The sequence below is a fragment of the Rhodospirillaceae bacterium genome (assembly GCA_016712715.1).
Taxonomy (GTDB): domain Bacteria; phylum Pseudomonadota; class Alphaproteobacteria; order Dongiales; family Dongiaceae; genus Dongia.
The window spans coordinates 1,343,336-1,361,067 of record JADJQM010000001.1 but is presented as its reverse complement, the minus strand read 5'-3'; the positions used below and the strand labels follow the sequence as shown (position 1 = coordinate 1,361,067).

At 63.1% G+C, this 17,732-nt stretch carries 16 protein-coding genes and 3 pseudogenes; 6 read left to right on the top strand and 13 right to left on the bottom strand.

Features of this window, described 5'->3' with window-relative positions; genetic code table 11:
- Positions 1–49 precede the first annotated feature (49 nt).
- The gene (locus IPK59_06680) at positions 50–760 is read left to right on the top strand and encodes a pyridoxamine 5'-phosphate oxidase family protein (GenBank protein MBK8158453.1); all 711 of its coding nucleotides are present in this window, start codon (positions 50–52) and stop codon (positions 758–760) included.
- 108 nt (positions 761–868) lie between these two features.
- Here the strand turns inward: IPK59_06680 and IPK59_06675 are convergent, their stop codons facing one another.
- The 4 genes from IPK59_06675 to IPK59_06660 all read right to left on the bottom strand — a co-directional run bounded on the left by IPK59_06675 (position 869) and on the right by IPK59_06660 (position 4,484).
- On the bottom strand, positions 869–2,068 hold the full coding sequence (locus IPK59_06675; GenBank protein MBK8158452.1) for a hypothetical protein: 1,200 nt from the start codon (positions 2,066–2,068) through the stop codon (positions 869–871).
- Positions 2,069–2,150: 82 nt separating this feature from the next.
- The gene (locus tag IPK59_06670; GenBank protein ID MBK8158451.1) at positions 2,151–2,966 is read right to left on the bottom strand and encodes a M23 family metallopeptidase; all 816 of its coding nucleotides are present in this window, start codon (positions 2,964–2,966) and stop codon (positions 2,151–2,153) included.
- A 2-nt stretch (positions 2,967–2,968) separates the two neighbouring features.
- Positions 2,969–3,325, bottom strand: a complete 357-nt coding sequence (locus tag IPK59_06665) for a hypothetical protein (GenBank protein MBK8158450.1) — start codon at positions 3,323–3,325, stop codon at positions 2,969–2,971.
- On the bottom strand, positions 3,297–4,484 hold the full coding sequence (locus IPK59_06660) for an exodeoxyribonuclease VII large subunit (GenBank protein MBK8158449.1): 1,188 nt from the start codon (positions 4,482–4,484) through the stop codon (positions 3,297–3,299). The genes IPK59_06665 and IPK59_06660 overlap by 29 nt, the downstream gene beginning before the upstream one ends.
- Before the next feature lie 59 nt (positions 4,485–4,543).
- Here IPK59_06660 and purD point away from each other — a divergent pair, with 59 nt between their 5' ends.
- Positions 4,544–5,821, top strand: coding sequence for a phosphoribosylamine--glycine ligase (gene purD / locus IPK59_06655; GenBank protein ID MBK8158448.1), 1,278 nt, complete (start codon positions 4,544–4,546; stop codon positions 5,819–5,821).
- A gap of 12 nt (positions 5,822–5,833) precedes the next feature.
- Complete coding sequence (locus IPK59_06650; GenBank protein MBK8158447.1) at positions 5,834–6,439, top strand: glutathione S-transferase N-terminal domain-containing protein; 606 nt, start codon at positions 5,834–5,836, stop codon at positions 6,437–6,439.
- A 132-nt stretch (positions 6,440–6,571) separates the two neighbouring features.
- Here the strand turns inward: IPK59_06650 and IPK59_06645 are convergent, their stop codons facing one another.
- The 4 genes and pseudogenes from IPK59_06645 to IPK59_06630 form a co-directional block, all read right to left on the bottom strand.
- Positions 6,572–7,501: an EamA family transporter gene (locus IPK59_06645; GenBank protein ID MBK8158446.1), complete on the bottom strand. Its 930-nt coding sequence runs from the start codon at positions 7,499–7,501 to the stop codon at positions 6,572–6,574.
- Between the two features lie 71 nt (positions 7,502–7,572).
- Complete coding sequence (locus tag IPK59_06640) at positions 7,573–8,067, bottom strand: hypothetical protein (GenBank protein ID MBK8158445.1); 495 nt, start codon at positions 8,065–8,067, stop codon at positions 7,573–7,575.
- Between the two features lie 131 nt (positions 8,068–8,198).
- Positions 8,199–8,922, bottom strand: a pseudogene (phbB, locus tag IPK59_06635) (acetoacetyl-CoA reductase).
- Between the two features lie 145 nt (positions 8,923–9,067).
- A pseudogene (locus IPK59_06630) lies at positions 9,068–10,254 on the bottom strand (acetyl-CoA C-acetyltransferase).
- A 290-nt stretch (positions 10,255–10,544) separates the two neighbouring features.
- On the opposite strand from IPK59_06630, the gene IPK59_06625 reads away from it, so the two are divergent.
- On the top strand, positions 10,545–11,072 hold the full coding sequence (locus IPK59_06625) for a hypothetical protein (GenBank protein ID MBK8158444.1): 528 nt from the start codon (positions 10,545–10,547) through the stop codon (positions 11,070–11,072).
- Between the two features lie 795 nt (positions 11,073–11,867).
- On the opposite strand, the pseudogene IPK59_06620 reads toward IPK59_06625, so the two are convergent.
- From IPK59_06620 to IPK59_06610, 3 genes and pseudogenes are all read right to left on the bottom strand, one after another.
- Positions 11,868–12,898: pseudogene (locus IPK59_06620) on the bottom strand (aldo/keto reductase).
- A gap of 276 nt (positions 12,899–13,174) precedes the next feature.
- A complete protein-coding gene (locus IPK59_06615) occupies positions 13,175–13,975 on the bottom strand; it encodes an undecaprenyl-diphosphate phosphatase (protein MBK8158443.1) in 801 nt (266 codons plus the stop codon).
- 39 nt (positions 13,976–14,014) lie between these two features.
- On the bottom strand, positions 14,015–14,560 hold the full coding sequence (locus IPK59_06610; GenBank protein MBK8158442.1) for a hypothetical protein: 546 nt from the start codon (positions 14,558–14,560) through the stop codon (positions 14,015–14,017).
- A 199-nt stretch (positions 14,561–14,759) separates the two neighbouring features.
- On the opposite strand from IPK59_06610, the gene IPK59_06605 reads away from it, so the two are divergent.
- Positions 14,760–15,164, top strand: a complete 405-nt coding sequence (locus IPK59_06605) for a hypothetical protein (protein ID MBK8158441.1) — start codon at positions 14,760–14,762, stop codon at positions 15,162–15,164.
- Positions 15,165–15,203: 39 nt separating this feature from the next.
- Here the strand turns inward: IPK59_06605 and IPK59_06600 are convergent, their stop codons facing one another.
- Positions 15,204–16,247, bottom strand: coding sequence for an alpha/beta hydrolase (locus IPK59_06600; GenBank protein ID MBK8158440.1), 1,044 nt, complete (start codon positions 16,245–16,247; stop codon positions 15,204–15,206).
- Positions 16,228–16,758 (bottom strand): hypothetical protein, encoded by a 531-nt coding sequence (locus IPK59_06595; GenBank protein ID MBK8158439.1) that lies wholly within the window; start codon positions 16,756–16,758, stop codon positions 16,228–16,230. Before IPK59_06595 ends, IPK59_06600 begins: the two co-directional genes overlap by 20 nt.
- A 314-nt stretch (positions 16,759–17,072) precedes the next feature.
- Between IPK59_06595 and phaR the strand changes: the two genes are divergently transcribed.
- The gene (gene phaR, locus IPK59_06590; protein MBK8158438.1) at positions 17,073–17,723 is read left to right on the top strand and encodes a polyhydroxyalkanoate synthesis repressor PhaR; all 651 of its coding nucleotides are present in this window, start codon (positions 17,073–17,075) and stop codon (positions 17,721–17,723) included.
- Positions 17,724–17,732: the final 9 nt, after the last annotated feature.

Genomic DNA, 17,732 nt, shown 5'->3' with positions numbered 1-17,732 from the left:
GCGATAGTCGGAGCCAGCAGCAACCAGACGATGCAGAGCGAGATCAGCCATGCCCGATGACTCAAAGCCAGCGAGCTTCACGCCCACCAGCCGCAGCAAGGTGAAGCGCCTCCATGAGCGCGGCAAATATGACGAGGCGACGATCTTTCCGATCCTCGATGCGGCGTTCATCGCCCATATCGCCTATGTGATCGACGGCCAGCCCTTCGTGACGCCGACCGCCTTCTGGCGCCAGGGCCGCACACTCTATTGGCATGGGTCGGCGGCGAGCCGCATGCTGCGCTTCCAGGAAGCGGGTGTACCGGCCTGCGTGGCGGTGACGCATCTCGACGGTCTGGTGCTGGCACGCTCGGGCTTTCATCATTCGATCAACTGTCGCTCGGTCATGGCGTTCGGTGTGGCGAAACTGGTCGACGACCCTCGGGAGGAATCCGATCAGCTCGATCTCTTCGTGGACCGGCTCTATCCCGGCCGCCGCGCCGAGATCCGCCCCAATGAGAAGCAGGAGCTGAAGGGCACCACTGTGATCGCGATGGAAATCGAGGAAGCCTCGGCCAAGACCCGTTCCGGCCCGCCCAAGGATGATGAACCCGATTACGCGCTGGATGTCTGGGCGGGTGTCATCCCGATTCATCAGGTGGTTGGGGAAGCGGTTGCCGATCCGCTGTTGAAGGCGGGTGTCGGATTTCCGAAAGGCCTCGGCGGTTATGCACCGGGGGCGCGGTTCGATGAGTTGCTGACGGCGAATTTGGCGGGGTAACTCGGTCGTCATCCTCCGCGAAGGCGGAGGACCCACGAGTTACTTTATTTATGCGGCGACAAACTCGTGGGTGGTCCGCCTTCGCGGACCATGACGATGAGTGAAAAGCTAGCGACCAACCCCGCGATATTCCGACATCGGCACCGGGGCCGGTGTGCTCAGCAGCTTGTCGATGTGGTAGCCCTGGAACATGCCGAAGCCGAGATCGCGGCCGGTGAGATAGCCGTCTTCGTCATCGACGCGGGCCAGCGCCAGCACGATGCCGGATTGGCGCAGCCGGTCGAAATGCGCGCGCCGGCGCAGCAGTTCGGGGCCGAGGCCCGGCTGCCAGAACACCTTGATCATGTTCGGGTTCAATTGCGAGAGGTCGATCACGTTGATGATCGAGGGCAGCAACCCATCGACGGCGACGGTGCCGCCGCGGCCCTGGATGAGATCGCGCGCCGCCAGGAACTCGTTGAAGTTCTGCATGATGTCGCCGATGCGGAACTCGAAATTGAAGCGGCGCAGCGAATTCAGCGACCGCTTCTCGAAGGTCTCAAAATCGCTTGAGAACACGCTCTCGATATTGATGTTGAGCGAGGCGCGCTGTTCGGGGCGCTTGATGCCCTCGATCGCTTTCAGGATGATGCGGTCGAGCGTCACCGTCATCTGGTTGAAGACGTTCTTGTTGTGGCGCATGTCGACGCCGACCAGCAGGTGCTGGCGCAAGGCCGCCATGCTGGCGAAGAACTCGCTCATCACCGGGTGGAGAGGCTTGCCCTCCTCATGGATCGCGATCTGCTGGCTCCTGAGGAACAGATCGGCAAAGCGCGCATCGCCCAGCTGCTTGTAGGCGCTCTCGATCCTGGTGATGTGTTCGAGCAGCAGCATGTCCATCATGTGCGAAACTTGATCGACATTGGCGGCTTGCGCCGCGAGACGGCGCACGAGATCGAGGGCGCGCGGCCGGTCGCGCCGGAGATCGATGATCTGGGTGATGCGGTTGACGTCGACGGCGCCGAAATAATCCGGCAATTGCCGGCCGATCATGCGCAGCAATTGCAGCTTGGTGTCGGAGAGGATGCCGGACACCAGCACCTCCTGATCCGCCACCGTCATCACCAGGCTGGCAAGGCTGAGGCGATAGAGCCGGCAGCCGCGGCCCGAGAAATACTCGTCGAGCCGGTCGGCGAAGGCTTTCAGGAACTCGATCCCCTCCTTGGTGCGGGTGAATTCCTCGAGGTTGAGGACGAGCACATAGGGCACCATGCCGCGGTTGATCGGCGGGTTGGAAATCCAGTCGACGAGTTCGTCGATCTCATTCATGGCGCGGCTACCTGTGCTTGTGTTGGCGGGAAGTATGGGGCCGCTTTCCGAGTCGTCAAGCGCGCCATCTTGTCCGCGAAAATCATGGCGTCAGTTCGACCATGGGTGGTGCGAGGAGAGCCGGATCCAATCGGATCTCGTTCCAGTTGAGGCCCCAATGGAGATGCGGCCCGGTGGCACGGCCGGTCTTGCCGACGGCGCCGATCATGTCGCCCTGGCGCAGCTCCTGGCCGGGTACCACATCGACGCGGGAGAGATGCAGATAGCTCGAATAGAGCCCGAGGCCATGGTCGATGATCACGGTCCCGCCGGTGAGATAAAAGCCGGTCTCGGCAAGCCGCACCATGCCGTCGGCAGGCGCCACGACGGGCGCACCTTCAGGGGCGGCGATGTCGGTGCCGAAATGCGGCGCCTTGGGCACGCCATTGAGGATGCGCTGGCTGCCATAGACGCCGCTGATCGGGCCGGTTGCAGGCCAGATGAAATCCATGAGGAAGTCGCGGCGCTGCGACGGGTTGGCGCGCGCGGCCTTGACCTTGGCCTGGTCGGCCTTGATGCGCGCTTCGGTCGCCGGGTCGGGCGTCACCATGTTCTGGTCCAGCTTGTCGATGCGCTGAACCTCATAGTCGCGCGGGGCGATGCTCAGCATCTGCTGCTCGGGCTTGCCGTCGGCGTGGATGATGGTGAGTTGAGCTTCAGGTCCCTGGTCGCGGCCAAAGCCGATCACGAAGCGGCCGTCGGGTGCCACCTCGACCGGCGTCTCGCCCAGCAGCACGGTGGCACCGGGTTCGACCTCGCCGATGACAAAGCCGCCGGGGACGAGATGGCCTTTGAGGTCTATTGCCGAGGCCGGTGTCGCCGAGGCCAACAGCGCAAACAAGATCGTCACAGCGCGCAGGTTCACAGCAACGATCCTTGCGGGGCAGCGGGTGGGGTTTGGCGCTTCTTCGGCTTTTCAGGCGCTGTGCTACCCGCCACGGCATCGACCGAGCCGTCGCGGAACTGCACGGTGAGCGTGTCGCCTGCACTGACGGCGGCAGCGGTCAACACGGGCTTGCCGGCGGCATCGCGCACCAACGCGAAGCCGCGCTCCAGCACCTTTTCGTAGGAATAGCTGTCGAGCAGTTGCCCCAGATGATCGAGCGAGGTGCGTTTCCGTGTCATGAGGTCGCTGAGGAGGCGCGGGGCGAGGCCGCCCGCGACTCGTTCGAGACCACGATGGTTGCGCTCAAGGCTGAGATGGAAGGCAGCGCCCAATCTGTTGGCGGCAAGATCGATGGCGCTGCGTGCCTCGGCCAGTTGCTGGTGCGGTGTCTTCAATTCGGCGCGGAGTTGCGCCAAGCGGTCGGCGCGGCGGCGGAAATAGGGCAGGCGCGCATTGGCCCAGCGTTCCAGCCAGCCGTCGAGCGATTGCGCCTTCTCCTGGATGAGGCGCATCGGTTTCGGGAATGCCGCGCGACAAGCCTTCAAGTGTCAGGCGCGCTTCGCCGAGGCGGCGGTTCATGCCGATTGAAAGCCGCTGGCCGATCTCGCCCAGCTGCGTCATGAGTTCTGAGCGGACCGGCACCGCCATCTCGGCCGCGGCCGTCGGCGTGGGCGCGCGGCGGTCAGAGGCGAAGTCGATGAGCGTCGTATCCGTCTCATGCCCCACGGCGGAGATGAGCGGGATCGAGCTTTCGGCGGCGGCGCGGACGACGCTCTCCTCGTTGAAGGCCATCAGATCCTCGATGCTGCCGCCACCGCGCGCCACGATGAGGAGATCGGGGCGCGGCACGCTGCCGCCCACCTCCAGCGCGTTGAAGCCGCGAATGGCGGCGGCGATCTGTGTAGCAGCCCCTTCGCCCTGCACCAGCACCGGCCAGACCAGCACGTGGCGCGGGAAACGATCAGCGAGGCGGTGGAGGATATCGCGGATGACGGCGCCGGTGGGCGAGGTGACGACGCCGATCACGGCGGGGAGGGTCGGCAGGGCGCGCTTCCGTGCCGGGTCGAACAATCCTTCGGCGGCGAGCTTCTTCTTGCGCTCCTCGATCATGCGCAGGAGGGCACCGATGCCACCGAGCTCCAGCCGCTCGATCACCAGTTGGTATTCGGAGCGGTCGCCATAGGTGGTGATGCGGCCGGTGGCGATCACTTCCATGCCGTCTTCGGGAATGATGCCGAGGCGCGCGGCATTGCCCTTCCAGCAGACGGATTTCAGGGCCGCGTTCTCGTCCTTCAGCATCAGATAGAGATGGCCCGAGGCGGCGCGCTTGAAGCCGGAAATCTCGCCCTTCACCCGTACGCGGTCGAAGCGGCCCTCCAGCGTGCGCTTGATGGCCTGCGAAAGCTCGCTGACGGTGATTTCCGCCGCATTGTGGCCGGTGCCGGGGAGGCCGGCCGGCCCGTCCAGGGGATCCGAATCGATATCTGTCATGATGAACTATTCTATGGTATCGCAGGCGCCATAAGATAAGCGAAATTGGATTGAAATCGATGCGTATTCTGGTGGTGGGGTCGGGCGGTCGCGAACACGCCCTTTGCTGGAAAATCGCGGCCTCGCCGCTGTGCGACAAGATCTATTGCGCGCCGGGCAATGCCGGGATCGCGAAGGACGCCGAATGTGTCCCCATCAACGCTGAGGATATCCCGGCCCTGGTGACCTTCGCCAAGGCGCAGAAGATAGACTTCGTGGTGGTAGGGCCGGAAGGTCCGCTGGTGATAGGCCTCGCCGATGCGCTGGAAGAGGCCGGCATCGCGACCTTCGGGCCTAGCGCCTTGGCTGCCGCGCTGGAAGGCTCCAAGGGGTTCATGAAGGATATTGCCGCCAAGTACCATGTCCCCACCGCAGCCTATCGGCGCTTCCGCGAGGCGGATGCGGCGAAGGCGTTCGCAGCGAGCCTGCCGACGCCGGTCGTGGTGAAGGCGGATGGGCTTGCCGCCGGCAAGGGCGTCGTCATCGCCCAGACACATGGCGAGGCGAATGCCGCCATCGATGCGATGATGCTCGATCGTCAGTTCGGCGAGGCGGGGGCGGAGCTGGTGGTGGAAGAATTCATGACCGGCGAGGAGCTGTCCTTCTTCGCACTCTGCGACGGTACGCATGCGGTGCCCTTGGCATCGGCCCAGGATCACAAGCAGGTGGGCGATGGCGATACCGGTCCCAATACCGGCGGCATGGGCGCCTATTCGCCGGCACCGGTTTCGACGCCGGAGATCGAGCGGCGCATCATGGCGGAGATCATCCTGCCGACCGTGGCCGGCATGGCCAAGGAAGGGCGGCCGTTCAAGGGTGTGCTGTTTGCCGGCATCATGGTGACCAAAGACGGCCCGAAGCTCATCGAGTTCAACTGCCGCTTCGGCGATCCGGAATGCGAGGTGCTGATGTTGCGCCTGAGATCCGATCTGCTGCCGGCTTTGATGGCGGCGCGCGACGGGGGCCTGAAGAATTTCGACCTGCGCTGGTTCGATGCGGCTGCGGTCACCGTGGTGATGGCGGCCAAGGGCTATCCGGGGAAACCCGAAACCGGCACGGTCATCCGTAATCTTGATGCGGCGGCGAAGCTTGCCGACGTGGCCGTGTTCCATGCCGGCACCAAACGCAATGAGGCGGGCGAGATCGTCGCTTCCGGCGGGCGCGTGCTCGCAGTCTCGGCCATGGGCAAGGACGTCAAGCTTGCCCAGCAGCGCGCCTATCAGGCGGTCGATGCGATCGACTGGCCGGGCGGCTTCTGCCGCCGCGACATTGCCCACCGCGCCATCGCGCGATCCTGAAGGAGAGTTCGGATGTTCAAGCTGCGTTACTCATCGACCAGCCCGTTCGTGCGCAAGGTGCGCGTGGTGGCCATCGAGACCGGGCAGGACAAGTCGATTGAGTTGTTGAAGACGGTCACGGCCGATCCCACCTGCGATATCGGCAAGGACAATCCGCTCAATAAGGTGCCGGCTTTGGTGCTGGAGGATGGCTCGTCGCTTTATGACTCGCATGTCATCTGCGAGTTCCTGGATTCGCGCCATGACGGGGTGAAGATGTTCCCGGCCACCGGCCCCGCCCGCTGGAATGCGCTCCGGCGCGAGGCGCTGGCGAATGGCATGGCCGATGCGGGTGTGCTGCGCATGATGGAAATCCGCCGGCCGGCCGGTGAACAATCGCCGGCCTGGATCCAGCGCCAGAAGCTGAAGATGGAGCAAGGGTTGGATGCCCTGGAGCAGGAGGCGCATCACTTTGCCCCCGTGCTCGATATCGGCCTCCTCACCATCGCGATCGTGCTCGATTATTTCGACTTCCGCTTCGGCGCCGAACCCTGGCGCGACAAGCACCCGACGCTCGCCAAATGGCATAAGGACATTTCGGCGCGGCCGTCATTGAAGAACACGCTGCCGTTCGAGTGATGGCATACCAATGACCCTCGCCCCCTTTGGGGGAGAGGGTAGGGTGAGGGGGTGGTTGGGGCAGAGCCGGTGTAGCGCCCCTCACCCCGACCCTCTCCCCGCTATCGCGGGGCGAGGGAGTTTCATCGAGAGTCAGCGCTTCATATAAAGGTCGCGGGCGGCCAGCACCGCGCCGCCGACGATGGCGAGGCAGCCGAGCAGGATGGCGAGGCTGGCTGTGGCCTTGCCGGTGAGGATGAGGAGCAGGGTCGAGATGAGCGGCGAGGCGTAGGAGATGGCGCCCAGCGCCTTGATGTCGCCCTTCTTGACGCCGTAGTCCCAGACGAAGAAGGCGGCACCAACTGGCCCCAGGCCCAGCGCCAGGATGGCCAGCCATTCCCACTGATCGGCCGGCCACACGGTCGTTTCAACCAGGAGATGGCTGATGAAGCCGAGGAGGGCGGTGACGCCGCAGAAGGCACCGACGAGATCGGTGGGCGCCGAGCCGAAGCGGCGCGAGAGCACGGAATAGATCGACCAGGTGAAGGCGCAGGCCAGGGCCGCGCCATAGCCCAGCGCACTGCCGATGGGTTGCGTCGGGTCAGTGCTGCCGTCCTGGTCGCGGTAGACCAGCAGGATGACGGCACCACCCATGCCGATGAGGGCGCCTACGACATGTTGCCAGTAGAGCTTCTCGCCGGGCAGCAGGGCGGAGAACAACACGATGAGCAGCGGCCACAGATAGGCGATGAGGCTGGCCTCGACCGCCGGCGCATGATCGAGCGCCACGAAATAGAACAGGTGATAGAGGAAAAGGCCGCCGATGCCGAGCGCATAGACCGGCCAGGGCTGGCGCAGAAAGGCAAAAGCGCTGCGGCCCTTCACCGCTGCATCGCGCAGCCATTTCATCCCTGCGAACAGGAAGGCGATGGCGAAGGTCATCGCCATCAGTTGGAACGGCGGGACGGCGCCGGTTGACGAGGTGAACAGCGCAAGGGTCGCCCAGAGGAGGACGGCAATGGCCCCGATCAGGGTGGCGCGGCGGATGGCGGAGGAGGGGCGGGCGGCGGCGATGTCGGTCATGGGCAGACCCTATCGCAAGCCTTCCCAGACTCGTCAAGTGGGGGACGTCAAGCGGGGGAATCTTCCGCTTGTCAGACCTTGGGGGCGAGGAAGACGATCAGCAGCCAGTTGCCGAGCACGATCGACGCCATCATGAAGAACAGCAGCACATAGCGATGGATGTTGCGCTCGCGGTCGGTGACGACGCCGCGGATCTGGCGGGCCAGGTTGGAGAGGCGCGCCGAGATGAGGTTGAGCTTCTCGCGCTCGGCATTCTGCCAGAACTGATAGATGATGAGTGAATAGATAGCGCCCGCCGACAGCACCAGGCTGATGATCAGGGACAGCTTGAACAGGAAGCCGGTCTTCGAGGCATAGTCGCCGACCACGCCGAGCAGCACGAAGAGGCCGAGCGTGCCCAGCAACGTGCCCCATTGCTGGTGCTTGGCGAAGCGGATCTGGTCGGTCGAGGCGCTGTAGAGCGCCAGCATTTCGGCATGGGTGCGCTCGTCGAGTTCGCTTGGCTCGACGGTGAGGAGTTCTTCGCCCTCGCTCTCGGGCGCTGCTTCCTTGGGGGCTTTCGCCATGTCAGTTGCTTTCCAAAACCATGGCCCAGTCTAGGCCGGCAGTGGTTAACAACCCGTAGATACGCGAAAAACCGGCCAAGTCGGCCGGTTTTCCTTGTCGAATCAATCGGTTGTTGGAGAGGCGTTTTGCCTCAATACATATGTTGCCCGCCATTGATCGAGAGGGTCGAGCCGGTAATGAAGCCGGCATCGTCGGCCACCAGGAACAGGACCCCCCGCGCAATCTCGGACGCCTGACCCAGGCGGCCAACCGGGATCTTGGCGACAATCTTCTCCAGCACCTGCGGCGGCACGGCGCGCACCATATCGGTGTCAATATAGCCGGGGGCGATCGCATTGACGGTGATGTTCTTGGCGGCCCCTTCTTGGGCCAGGGCCTTGGTGAAGCCGTGGATGCCGGACTTCGCGGCGGCATAGTTGACCTGACCGTACTGCCCGGCCTGGCCGTTGATCGAGCCGATATTGACGATGCGGCCGAAACCCCGCTCACGCATGCTGTCAATGACCGAGCGGCACATGTTGAAGCAGGAGGAGAGGTTGGTATGAATGACCGCCTCCCACTGTTCCGGCGTCATCTTGTGGAGTGTGCCGTCGCGGGTGATGCCGGCATTGTTGACCACCACGTCGACGGGCCCAAGATCGGCGGTGATCTTGGCAATGCCGTCCTTCACTTGGCGGAAATCGGAGACGTCGATCTTGTAGGCCGGAATGCCGGTCTCATGGGTGAAGGCCTTTGCCTTGGCCTCGTCGCCGCCATAGACGGCCGCCACCTTGTAGCCGGCCTTCTTCCACGCAAGGCAGATCGCCCTCACCGATGCCGCGCGTTCCGCCGGTCACCACCGCCACTCGATTCATGTAATCCTCCCAGGTTCGTTTTTTTGTTTGGTGTTTGTAGCTCCTCCCCCCTTCAGGGGGGAGGTCGGGAGGGGGGCCGTCACAGATCCGGTCTGGCAGGCCCCCACCCTAACCCTCCCCCTGAAGGTGGAGGGGACTTAGAGCATTATCTCTCCACGCACATGGCAATGCCCATGCCGCCGCCGATGCACAAAGTGGCAAGGCCTTTCTTCGCATTCCGCTTCTGCATTTCATGGAGCAGGGTCACCAGCACGCGGGCACCCGAGGCGCCGATGGGATGGCCAAGCGCAATGGCACCACCATTCACGTTGACCTTCGAAATATCCCAGCCGAGTTCCTTGTTGACGGCGCAGGCTTGCGCGGCGAAGGCCTCGTTGGCTTCGATGAGGTCGAGGTCGCTGGCCTTCCAGCCGGCCTTGGCGAGCGCTGCCTTGCTGGCGGGGATAGGCCCCGAACCCATGATCGCGGGATCGACGCCGGCGGTGGCCCAGCTCACGATGCGGGCCAAGGGGTGAGCCCACGCTTCGAGGCTTCGGCGGCCGACATCAGCACGGTCGCTGCCGCACCATCATTGAGGCCGGAGGCATTGCCTGCGGTGACGGTGCCGCCATCGCTGCGCACGAAAGCCGGGCGGAGCTTGGCGAGGCTTTCGGCGGTCGTGCCGTGCTTGGGGTATTCGTCCTCAGTCACCACTACATCGCCCTTGCGGCCGGCGATGGTGACGGCGGTGATCTCGTCCTTGAACTTGCCTGCCTTCATCGCGGCCTCGGCCTTCTGCTGGGAGCCGGCGGCGAAGGCATCCTGCTGGTCGCGGGTGATCTGCCATTTCTGCGCCACGTTCTCGGCCGTGTTGCCCATGTGATAGCCGTTGAAGGCATCCCACAACCCGTCCTTGATCATCGTGTCGATGAGCTCGGCATTGCCCATCTTGGTGCCGTTGCGCATGTGAACGGCGTGCGGCGCCTGGCTCATGCTCTCCTGCCCGCCCGCGATGACGATGCTGGAATCACCGGCAAGGATCGCCTGATAGCCCAGCGCCACGGCGCGAAGGCCCGAGCCGCAGAGCTGGTTGATGCCGTAAGCGGTCTTCTCCTGCGGAATGCCGGCGGCGATCGCCGCTTGCCTTGCCGGGTTCTGGCCGGCGCCGGCGGCCAGCACCTGGCCCAGGATCACCTCGTCGATCTCGCCGGCCGCGACCTTGGAGCGCGCCAGCAGATCCTTGATCACCGCCACACCCAGCACATGCGCCGGCACGGAGGACAGCGCCCCGTTGAAGGCCCCGATCGCGGTGCGGGAAGCGGCGGTAATGACAACGTCTGTTTGGCTGGCCATGGGTTCATCCTCCGGTGGTGTGGTTTCTGGCTTTGTTGCAGTGCAACGTGAACCCTAAGGGATCGGGCCGCCTCGCCGCAAGCCTACTTTCGTCCTGCCATCGGAAAGGCGAAAGGGGGCAAGGTCAAGCGACATATTGGCGCGTTGTACAGCGGTATAAGCCATCCGACGCGGTCGGCCCGGCGGGTGGGCAAGCCGGTTTGGCGTGACGGGGCGGGTGGTTGCAGATAATCTTGTGCCCACGCGCAATTGTCGCAAGAGGGGAAATGATGACTCGCCGGGAGGCTCTGTTGCGCTTGACGGCCGTGGCCACGCTGATGGCGGGCCCCGCCCCCGCTTGGGCTGTGGAGCCGGTGATCAGCAATGAGGCATGGCTCCGCCAGTTCTATGAACGGCAATTGCAGGCGCGTGACCGGCAATCGGCCGACCCGGCGGTGGCGGCTGCCGCCTTCGAGGCTTTCCGGCAGAGCCTTGCCCCCGATCTCCAGGCGCTCTTCGACGAGGTCCGCGATAATCCGCTGCCCAGCGACGAACCGGACGGGTCGATCCTCAACTATGTCTTCGGCTGGGGTGCGCTGCCCGGCCGCGAGATCAAGCTCATCAGCATCGAGGAACGCGCCTGGTGGCGCAGCCTCGGCCCCAGCGCGGTGGTGACGCTCGACATCGAAGGCAATGTTCGCGACCTCGTCATCAAGGGCGAGTATGACGGAAAACTCTGCCGCTGGTTCATCGCCGACATCGACTATGGCAGCGGCGGTCCGGATGAGACGCTAAGGGGGAGGTTGGAGAGGGTGGGGAGTAGAGCGGGGCGGAATTGATGTGCCGCAGCAAGATTTGCAGACCAAACGGCCTCAGCTTCTGCTCCAGACGTCATGGTCGGCGGAGGCCGACCATCCACGAATTTCTTTTGCAAGGAATCTAGATCCCGAACCGACATCTATAAAAGACGGCCATTGAATGTCATCGGAACATTGATGGTAGACTGTCTAGCTGATATTGAGCATTTCGATTTTCCCTGCGGCGTCTATATGAAATTCCACTCGTTCGCGGATTAAGACTGGTCCGACGATCACCTGCTCGCTCATTGCATTTACATTAATTTCATTCACGGCCCTTGCAGAGAGTGTCTGAAACAGCTCACATCCCTCAGCCCGTAAATTGCGCGCAATATTTTGGCACCAAGGATATGCGGCCACTTTGTCAGTCGAAACGAGTAGTGGGAATAAGCGTATTTCCAGACAGGCCAGAAACTCTGTCGGGATCAATTTCCGATATCGGTGAAAGCAAGGAGTACAGAATCTCGATTAGATCATTTATCGATCTTCCAAGATGAAACAGTGGGACCTTTGGCTCCACTTCGTAAATAAAGTTTAAGCGATCAAGTTGTGAGCCTGACTCAGACATCTACCCTCGTCACATCCAAAGGAAGTATCCGGGAAATGTAGCATAGAGCACAGGCCTCACCAGCCTCATGCTTGAGATGCATTGCCCAAAGCAGAAATGGCTAACTGAATTTTTTGACTAAGTTATTGATCTTTCGTATTTATAACGGAAATCTTAAACATCTGCCCTTGAGGCTAAGTGCCAACGAGGGAAAAGACAGTCCCTCCCACTCATTTCCCCACCGCCCGCGGATTCCGGCTCACGAAGTCGCGTTGGTGCCAGTAGGGATAGGTCGGAGTCTTTTCGCTCACCGCGTCCAACCGTGCCACCTGGTCCGCCGAGAGGTTCCAGCCGATGGCGCCGAGATTCTGCTTGAGCTGGTCCTCGGTGCGGGCACCCAGCACGATGTTGCAGACGGTCGGGCGCTGGAGGAGCCAGTTGAGGGCTACCTGGGCCACGGACTTTTCCGTTTCCTTGGCGATCGCGTCCAGCACGTCGACCACGTCGTAGAGGAACGCGTCGTCGACCGGCGGGCCGCCTTCGGCGCCGCCGGATTTGATGCGGCCGGACTGGTCGGGTGCGCCGCGGCGGATCTTGCCGGTGAGGCGGCCCCAACCCAAGGGCTCCACACCATGGTGCCGACACCCTGGTCCTTGGCGAGCGGCATCAGCTCCTCCTCATAGTCGCGGCCGATCAGCGAATAGTAGCCCTGATAGACGACGTAACGGGCAAGGCCGTATTTCTCGGAGAGGCTAAGCGACTTCATCACATGCCAGCCGCTGAAATTGGAGCAGCCGATATAGCGCACCTTGCCGCTGGTCACGAGATTGTCGAGGGCGCTGAGCGTTTCCTCAACAGGTGTCAGCGCATCGAAGCCGTGCATGAAATAGACGTCGATGTGATCGGTCTGCAGGCGCTTGAGGCTTGCCTCGGCGGCACGGATGAGGTGATAGCGCGAGGAGCCCTTCTCGTTGGGGCCTTCGCCCATCGCAAAGGTGGCCTTGGTCGAGATGAGCGCCTGGTGGCGCTTGCCCTTGAGGCCGACGCCGAGGATCGTCTCGGCAAGGCCCGCTGAATAGACATCGGGCGTGTCGAAGAAATTGATGCCGTGGTCGAGGCAGAGGTCGACCTGGCGGTTGCCCACCTGCTCGTTGACGCCGCCCCATTTGTCGAAGAAATCGTTGCCGCCGCCGAAGGTCGCGGTGCCGAAGCTAAGGACTGGAACCTGGAGGCCGGAGCGGCCGAGCGGGCGATATTCCATGATGCTTTTTCCCTCTTATCGACGCTTGAGTTGCACGGGAGTTTAGACCGGCGGCGGGGCCGGGTTCCACCATGCACGCATCAGGGGATTGAACGTTTCATTATTTGATGGAAACACCCCTCACCCCAACCCCTCTCCCCGCCCTGCCGACGAATGTCGGCCTTCGCCGACGGGCGGGGCGAGGGGCTTGTTGCAGGTCTAGGTCGAAACTCCCTCGCCCCACGAAGTGGGGAGAGGGTCGGGGTGAGGGGGAGGACGCGCCGCCGCTTCCCTGCCTCAACTCAAGAGCAGGCCCAGCATCACCGCGCCTAAGATGATGCGATAGATGGCGAAGGGCGCAAAGCCGTGGCGGCCGACGAAGGCGATCGCCGTGCGCACGACGATGAGGGCGGTGACAAAGGCGCAGAGGAAGCCGATGGCGATGATGGCGAGGCCATCGGCATTGAGCGCGTGCCAGTTCTTGTAGAGGTCGTAGACGGTGGCGGCGACCATCGTGGGGATGGCGAGGAAGAAGGAAAATTCGGTCGCGGTCCGGCGGTCGATGCCCATCAGCATGCCGCCCATGATGGTGGCGGCGGCGCGGCTGACGCCGGGGATCATGGCGATGCATTGGAAGAGGCCCACGGCCAGCGCGCGCCTGAGCGAGATTTCCTCGGTGGCGTGGAAGCGGGGCTTGGGGCGGAAGTGTTCGATGAGCAGCATGGCGATGCCGCCCACGATCAGCATCACCGAGACGACGAGCGGGGAGAACAGCACCTCCTTGATGGTCTTGCAGGCGAGCACGCCAACCAGCATCGAGGGGAGGAAGGCCGTCAGGATCACGGCGGTGAAATGGCGGGCACTCGACCTGTCATGAAGATGACAGGCGGTGCCGATGAGCTTGGCGCGGTAGACCCAGCAGACGGCGAAGATGGCGCCCAGTTGGATGACAATCTCGAACAGCTTGCCGCTGGGGCCGGCGAAGCCGAGCAAGTCGACCAGCAGGATGAGATGACCGGTTGATGACACCGGCAGAAATTCAGTGAGGCCCTCGACCAATCCGAGGAGGGCGGCCTGCAAGACGGTCATGAGATCCATGTGGGAGCTTTGCTGCGATTGCGAAGGAGGCCTCGTGACTTAGCCCATCGCGGGGCAAGTTGTCACGGCTCCTGGCAGCATAATCGGAGAAACAATTCGGAGACCTTGTTGTTGAGTTGAGACAGACCCCAAACGGGCTGCCCTCACTGAAAGGATATCGACATGGCCAACCAACCGACCCAACAGAACCCCGAAAATCCGCGCGAGGCACAGAAGCAGCAGAACCAGCAGACCAACCCGAACAACCCGGCTGAACGCCAGCAGCAGCAGGGCAATCCGGGCCAGCGCTAGTCTGGTCAGAATCAGCCAGGCCAAAACCAGGATGCGGACCGTCAGCGTCAGCAGGGCCAGGGTAATCCCGACAAGCGCGACGATCGCGACATGGTCGGCAAGGACACCGATGGCGACGGCAAGGTCGTGAAGCCGGGCGAAAAGCCCGGCCAGAGTTCGGGTCTGGGCCACGGCACAGGCATCAAACAGGACCAGAAGCGTTAAGCCCGCTTCTGGCAAGGCGCTGTCCTCGCTTGCAGCGTCAGCCCCGGACGCGCCCACGCTTTCCCCCCCCGGAAGCGTGGGCGCTTTCATGTCCGCCGCGGGTGACGATCGTCACAAAAGCGATTTTCCCGTCTCCATGTTCGTCAACAACTGATTGATTCAGCGCATTTCCGGGCCTCCCCGAATAGCGGCATTGAAACTGAACCTTATCGCCACGGCAGGTGACTGACCTAGCGAAGAGCGGCGCACCGGATGGGCCGTCGCCCAGTCTCACATGAGGAGCAAGTCAATGCGTGCTTCAGTAGTGAACGAACAGACCACCCAAGCGACCATCGCGGCGGCCATGCTTGCCGCGATCCTGGGGCTTGGCGCGATGGTGGCACTCAGCCAACCCGCCTCGGCCTATGACGACGATGTCGATGTCGTCTGCTGGGATCATGACAGTGGCGAAACGGAATGCATGGATGTGGACGACCTCGCCGCGGAATGCGCGGTCGCAGACCCGGAATACACGACCGACCAGTGCGGTGGCCTGCTGGAAAACCGTGTGCCGGTCGGACTCACCACCAAGAAGACGGGGCGCGTGCCGACCTGGTCGCGCGAAGATCAGGGCGGCGGCGGCGGTCGCGACAATGATCGCGGCAAGGAACCGTCGGGCAATGGCAATGGTGGTTCGAAGGGGCCGAACGGCTAAGGGTGAAAGGGCGGGGCCGCGTACAAAGGCGGCCCCGCCCTACACTTTCTTCTGCATCCAGGCGGCCAGCGGCTGCCAGACGTCGCGCGCGGCGCTGCGGCCGACCATCATGCCGATATGGCCGGCGCTGGGCACCATTTCCTCGATTTGTTTGATACGCCGGGTGAGGGCGCGCGAGCTTTCCGGCGGCACGATGCGGTCGGCGCTGGGGATGATGTTGAGCACGGGAAGGGCGAGCTTCGCGGGATCGACGATCTGATCTGCGATTTTCCACTGCAAGTTCTGCGGCGTGTTCTCGCCATACCAGCCGGTGAGGCATTCGCGCGCGACGGGGGCCGAGAGGCTGATCCCGTCATTGAGCCAATCCTCGAGCGCCACGAAGCGCCGCGCGCTGTCGCTGTGCTGATCGAGGGTGCCGAAATACTGGAATTTTTTGAGGACCTGGAAGGGATCGAGGCCGGAGAAGAAGGCCTGCAGCATGTCGACCGGCAATTCGCCCAAGGTCTGCAGGACCGGTTCGAGCTGGCGCCCGATCTGGCCCATCATCTGCGCATGTTGGAGATTCTCGGCATGGAAGTCCCAGGGTGTGGCGAGGCAGACGAGGCCAGCCAGTTCCGCCTGGCGCCGCAAGGCAAGACCCAGCGCCAGGTTGCCGCCCATGCAATAGCCGATGAGGAAGATCGGCCCACCCGGCTCGCGCTTCACGGCATCAAGCGCCCCCTCGAGACGCCCGGCAACATAGTCGGTGAGCGAAAAGCCGCGCTCGAGATAACCGGGTCCATCCCAATCGACGACGAAGGGATCGACGCCGTTCGCATCGAGCCAGCGCAGGAACGAGGCCTCGCGGTCGAGGTCGAGCACATAATAGCGATTGACCAGCGAGGGGATCACCAGCGCGCGCGGCCGGGTGGAGGATTTGCCGGATTCCGCCTGCGTGCGGTAGTCGCGCAGTTTGGTGGTGCCCTGGTCCCACAGCACCGGGGCGGTGGGGAGGTCGCGCTGATAGAGATGCTTGCGATAGGCCTCGATGCCGGTCAGCAACTGGCCGAAACGCCTGCGCCCTTCAACCTGCAGTGCCGCCATCAGCGCCGCTGGTTCCGCCTGGCTTATCCGTGGTCCGAGCTCGGCGAGGCTTTTTTGCAGATGCTGCTGATGTGGGCTTGGTTCTGGCTGGCTTGGGTTTTGTGGATTGCCGAGTGAGTTCGCCAAGGCGCTGCTCAATGCCGGCAAGGCGGCGGCTGAGTTCGACCAGGTCGCCGCCGCCAGGCCCAGATGCTGCGGCAGCGGGCGTGGCCCCAGCCGGTGGGGACGCGGCGGTGGATTTGGCTGGCTCTCCGGATCTGCCACTCTGGACTCCTTTAAACCAATCCTGCGCCATCCAGTCCTGGGCCATCTTCGCCCAGAGCTTGGTCATGTCGGCGGCGCTGCCATTGCCGGGGGTGGCGGTGGCCCCGCCCATCTGCCCGAGCTGGCTCAGCCACATGCCGGGCAGCGGCATCGCCGCCATCAGCCGGGCCGCCTGGGTGGCAAGGTCCGGATTGGCGGCCACCGCCGCCAGCTGGTCCTGCCACAGATCCAAGAGGCGCCGTGCCAATTCATCGAGTTCCGGGGCATCTGCCCCCGGAGCTTGATGGCCAGTAGGTTGATGACCTGGGGCGTTCCCGGTCTGCTTTCCCGGTGTTTCAGTCATTTAGCAACTATAGCGGCTCGGAGACCACCTGCAAACCCGGCCTATGTTGCTTGTGCTAAGGGCCTGAAATTGGGGTGTTTGCGTTGCAGCGACCGCATTGCCATATGACCCCGAACTAGTGCTATGCTGCACACAGGCGCCGGGAATTGTTTCCGTTACAATTGCTGCAACGCGCAAAAACAAGGCGATAGAAGAATCTGACCGCAGGGGAGTGAATGATGGCTTTGCCAGGTGACCAGAACAAGGGCGACCAAGCGAAAGCCGGTGAGAAATCGGCACCGGTCCGCATCAAGAAATACGCCAATCGCCGTCTCTACAACACGGCCACCAGTTCCTATGTGACCCTCGACTATCTCGCCCAGATGGTGCGGGAAGGCCTCGACTTCACGGTCGAGGACGCGAAGTCGGGCGAGGACATCACCCGCTCGGTGCTGACCCAGATCATCGTCGAAGAGGAATCGAAGGGGCAGAACATGCTGCCCATCAATTTCCTGCGCCAGTTGATCAGCCTCTATGGCGACAATCTCCAGTTCCTGGTGCCGGGCTATCTCGAGAAGAGCATGGAAAGCTTCGGCGCCAACCAGGAACAGATCCGCTCCTACATGAAGGAGAACTTCGCCAATGTCCTGCCGATCGACCGGCTGGAAGAGATGTCGAAGCAGAACATGGCCTTCTTCCAGCAGGCGATGAGCATGTGGAATCCGTTCAAGGTCGGCGGCACGACCGGCCCCGGCGGTGCGGCACCTGAGCAGAAGCCGGAAGCTGCCCCGGCACGGCGCGGCGAGGACCTCAACGATCTCAAGTCGCAGATGCAGGCGCTGCAGCGCCAGTTGGAACAATTGACCAAGGCCGGCCAGAAAGCCGACTAAGTAATCGAC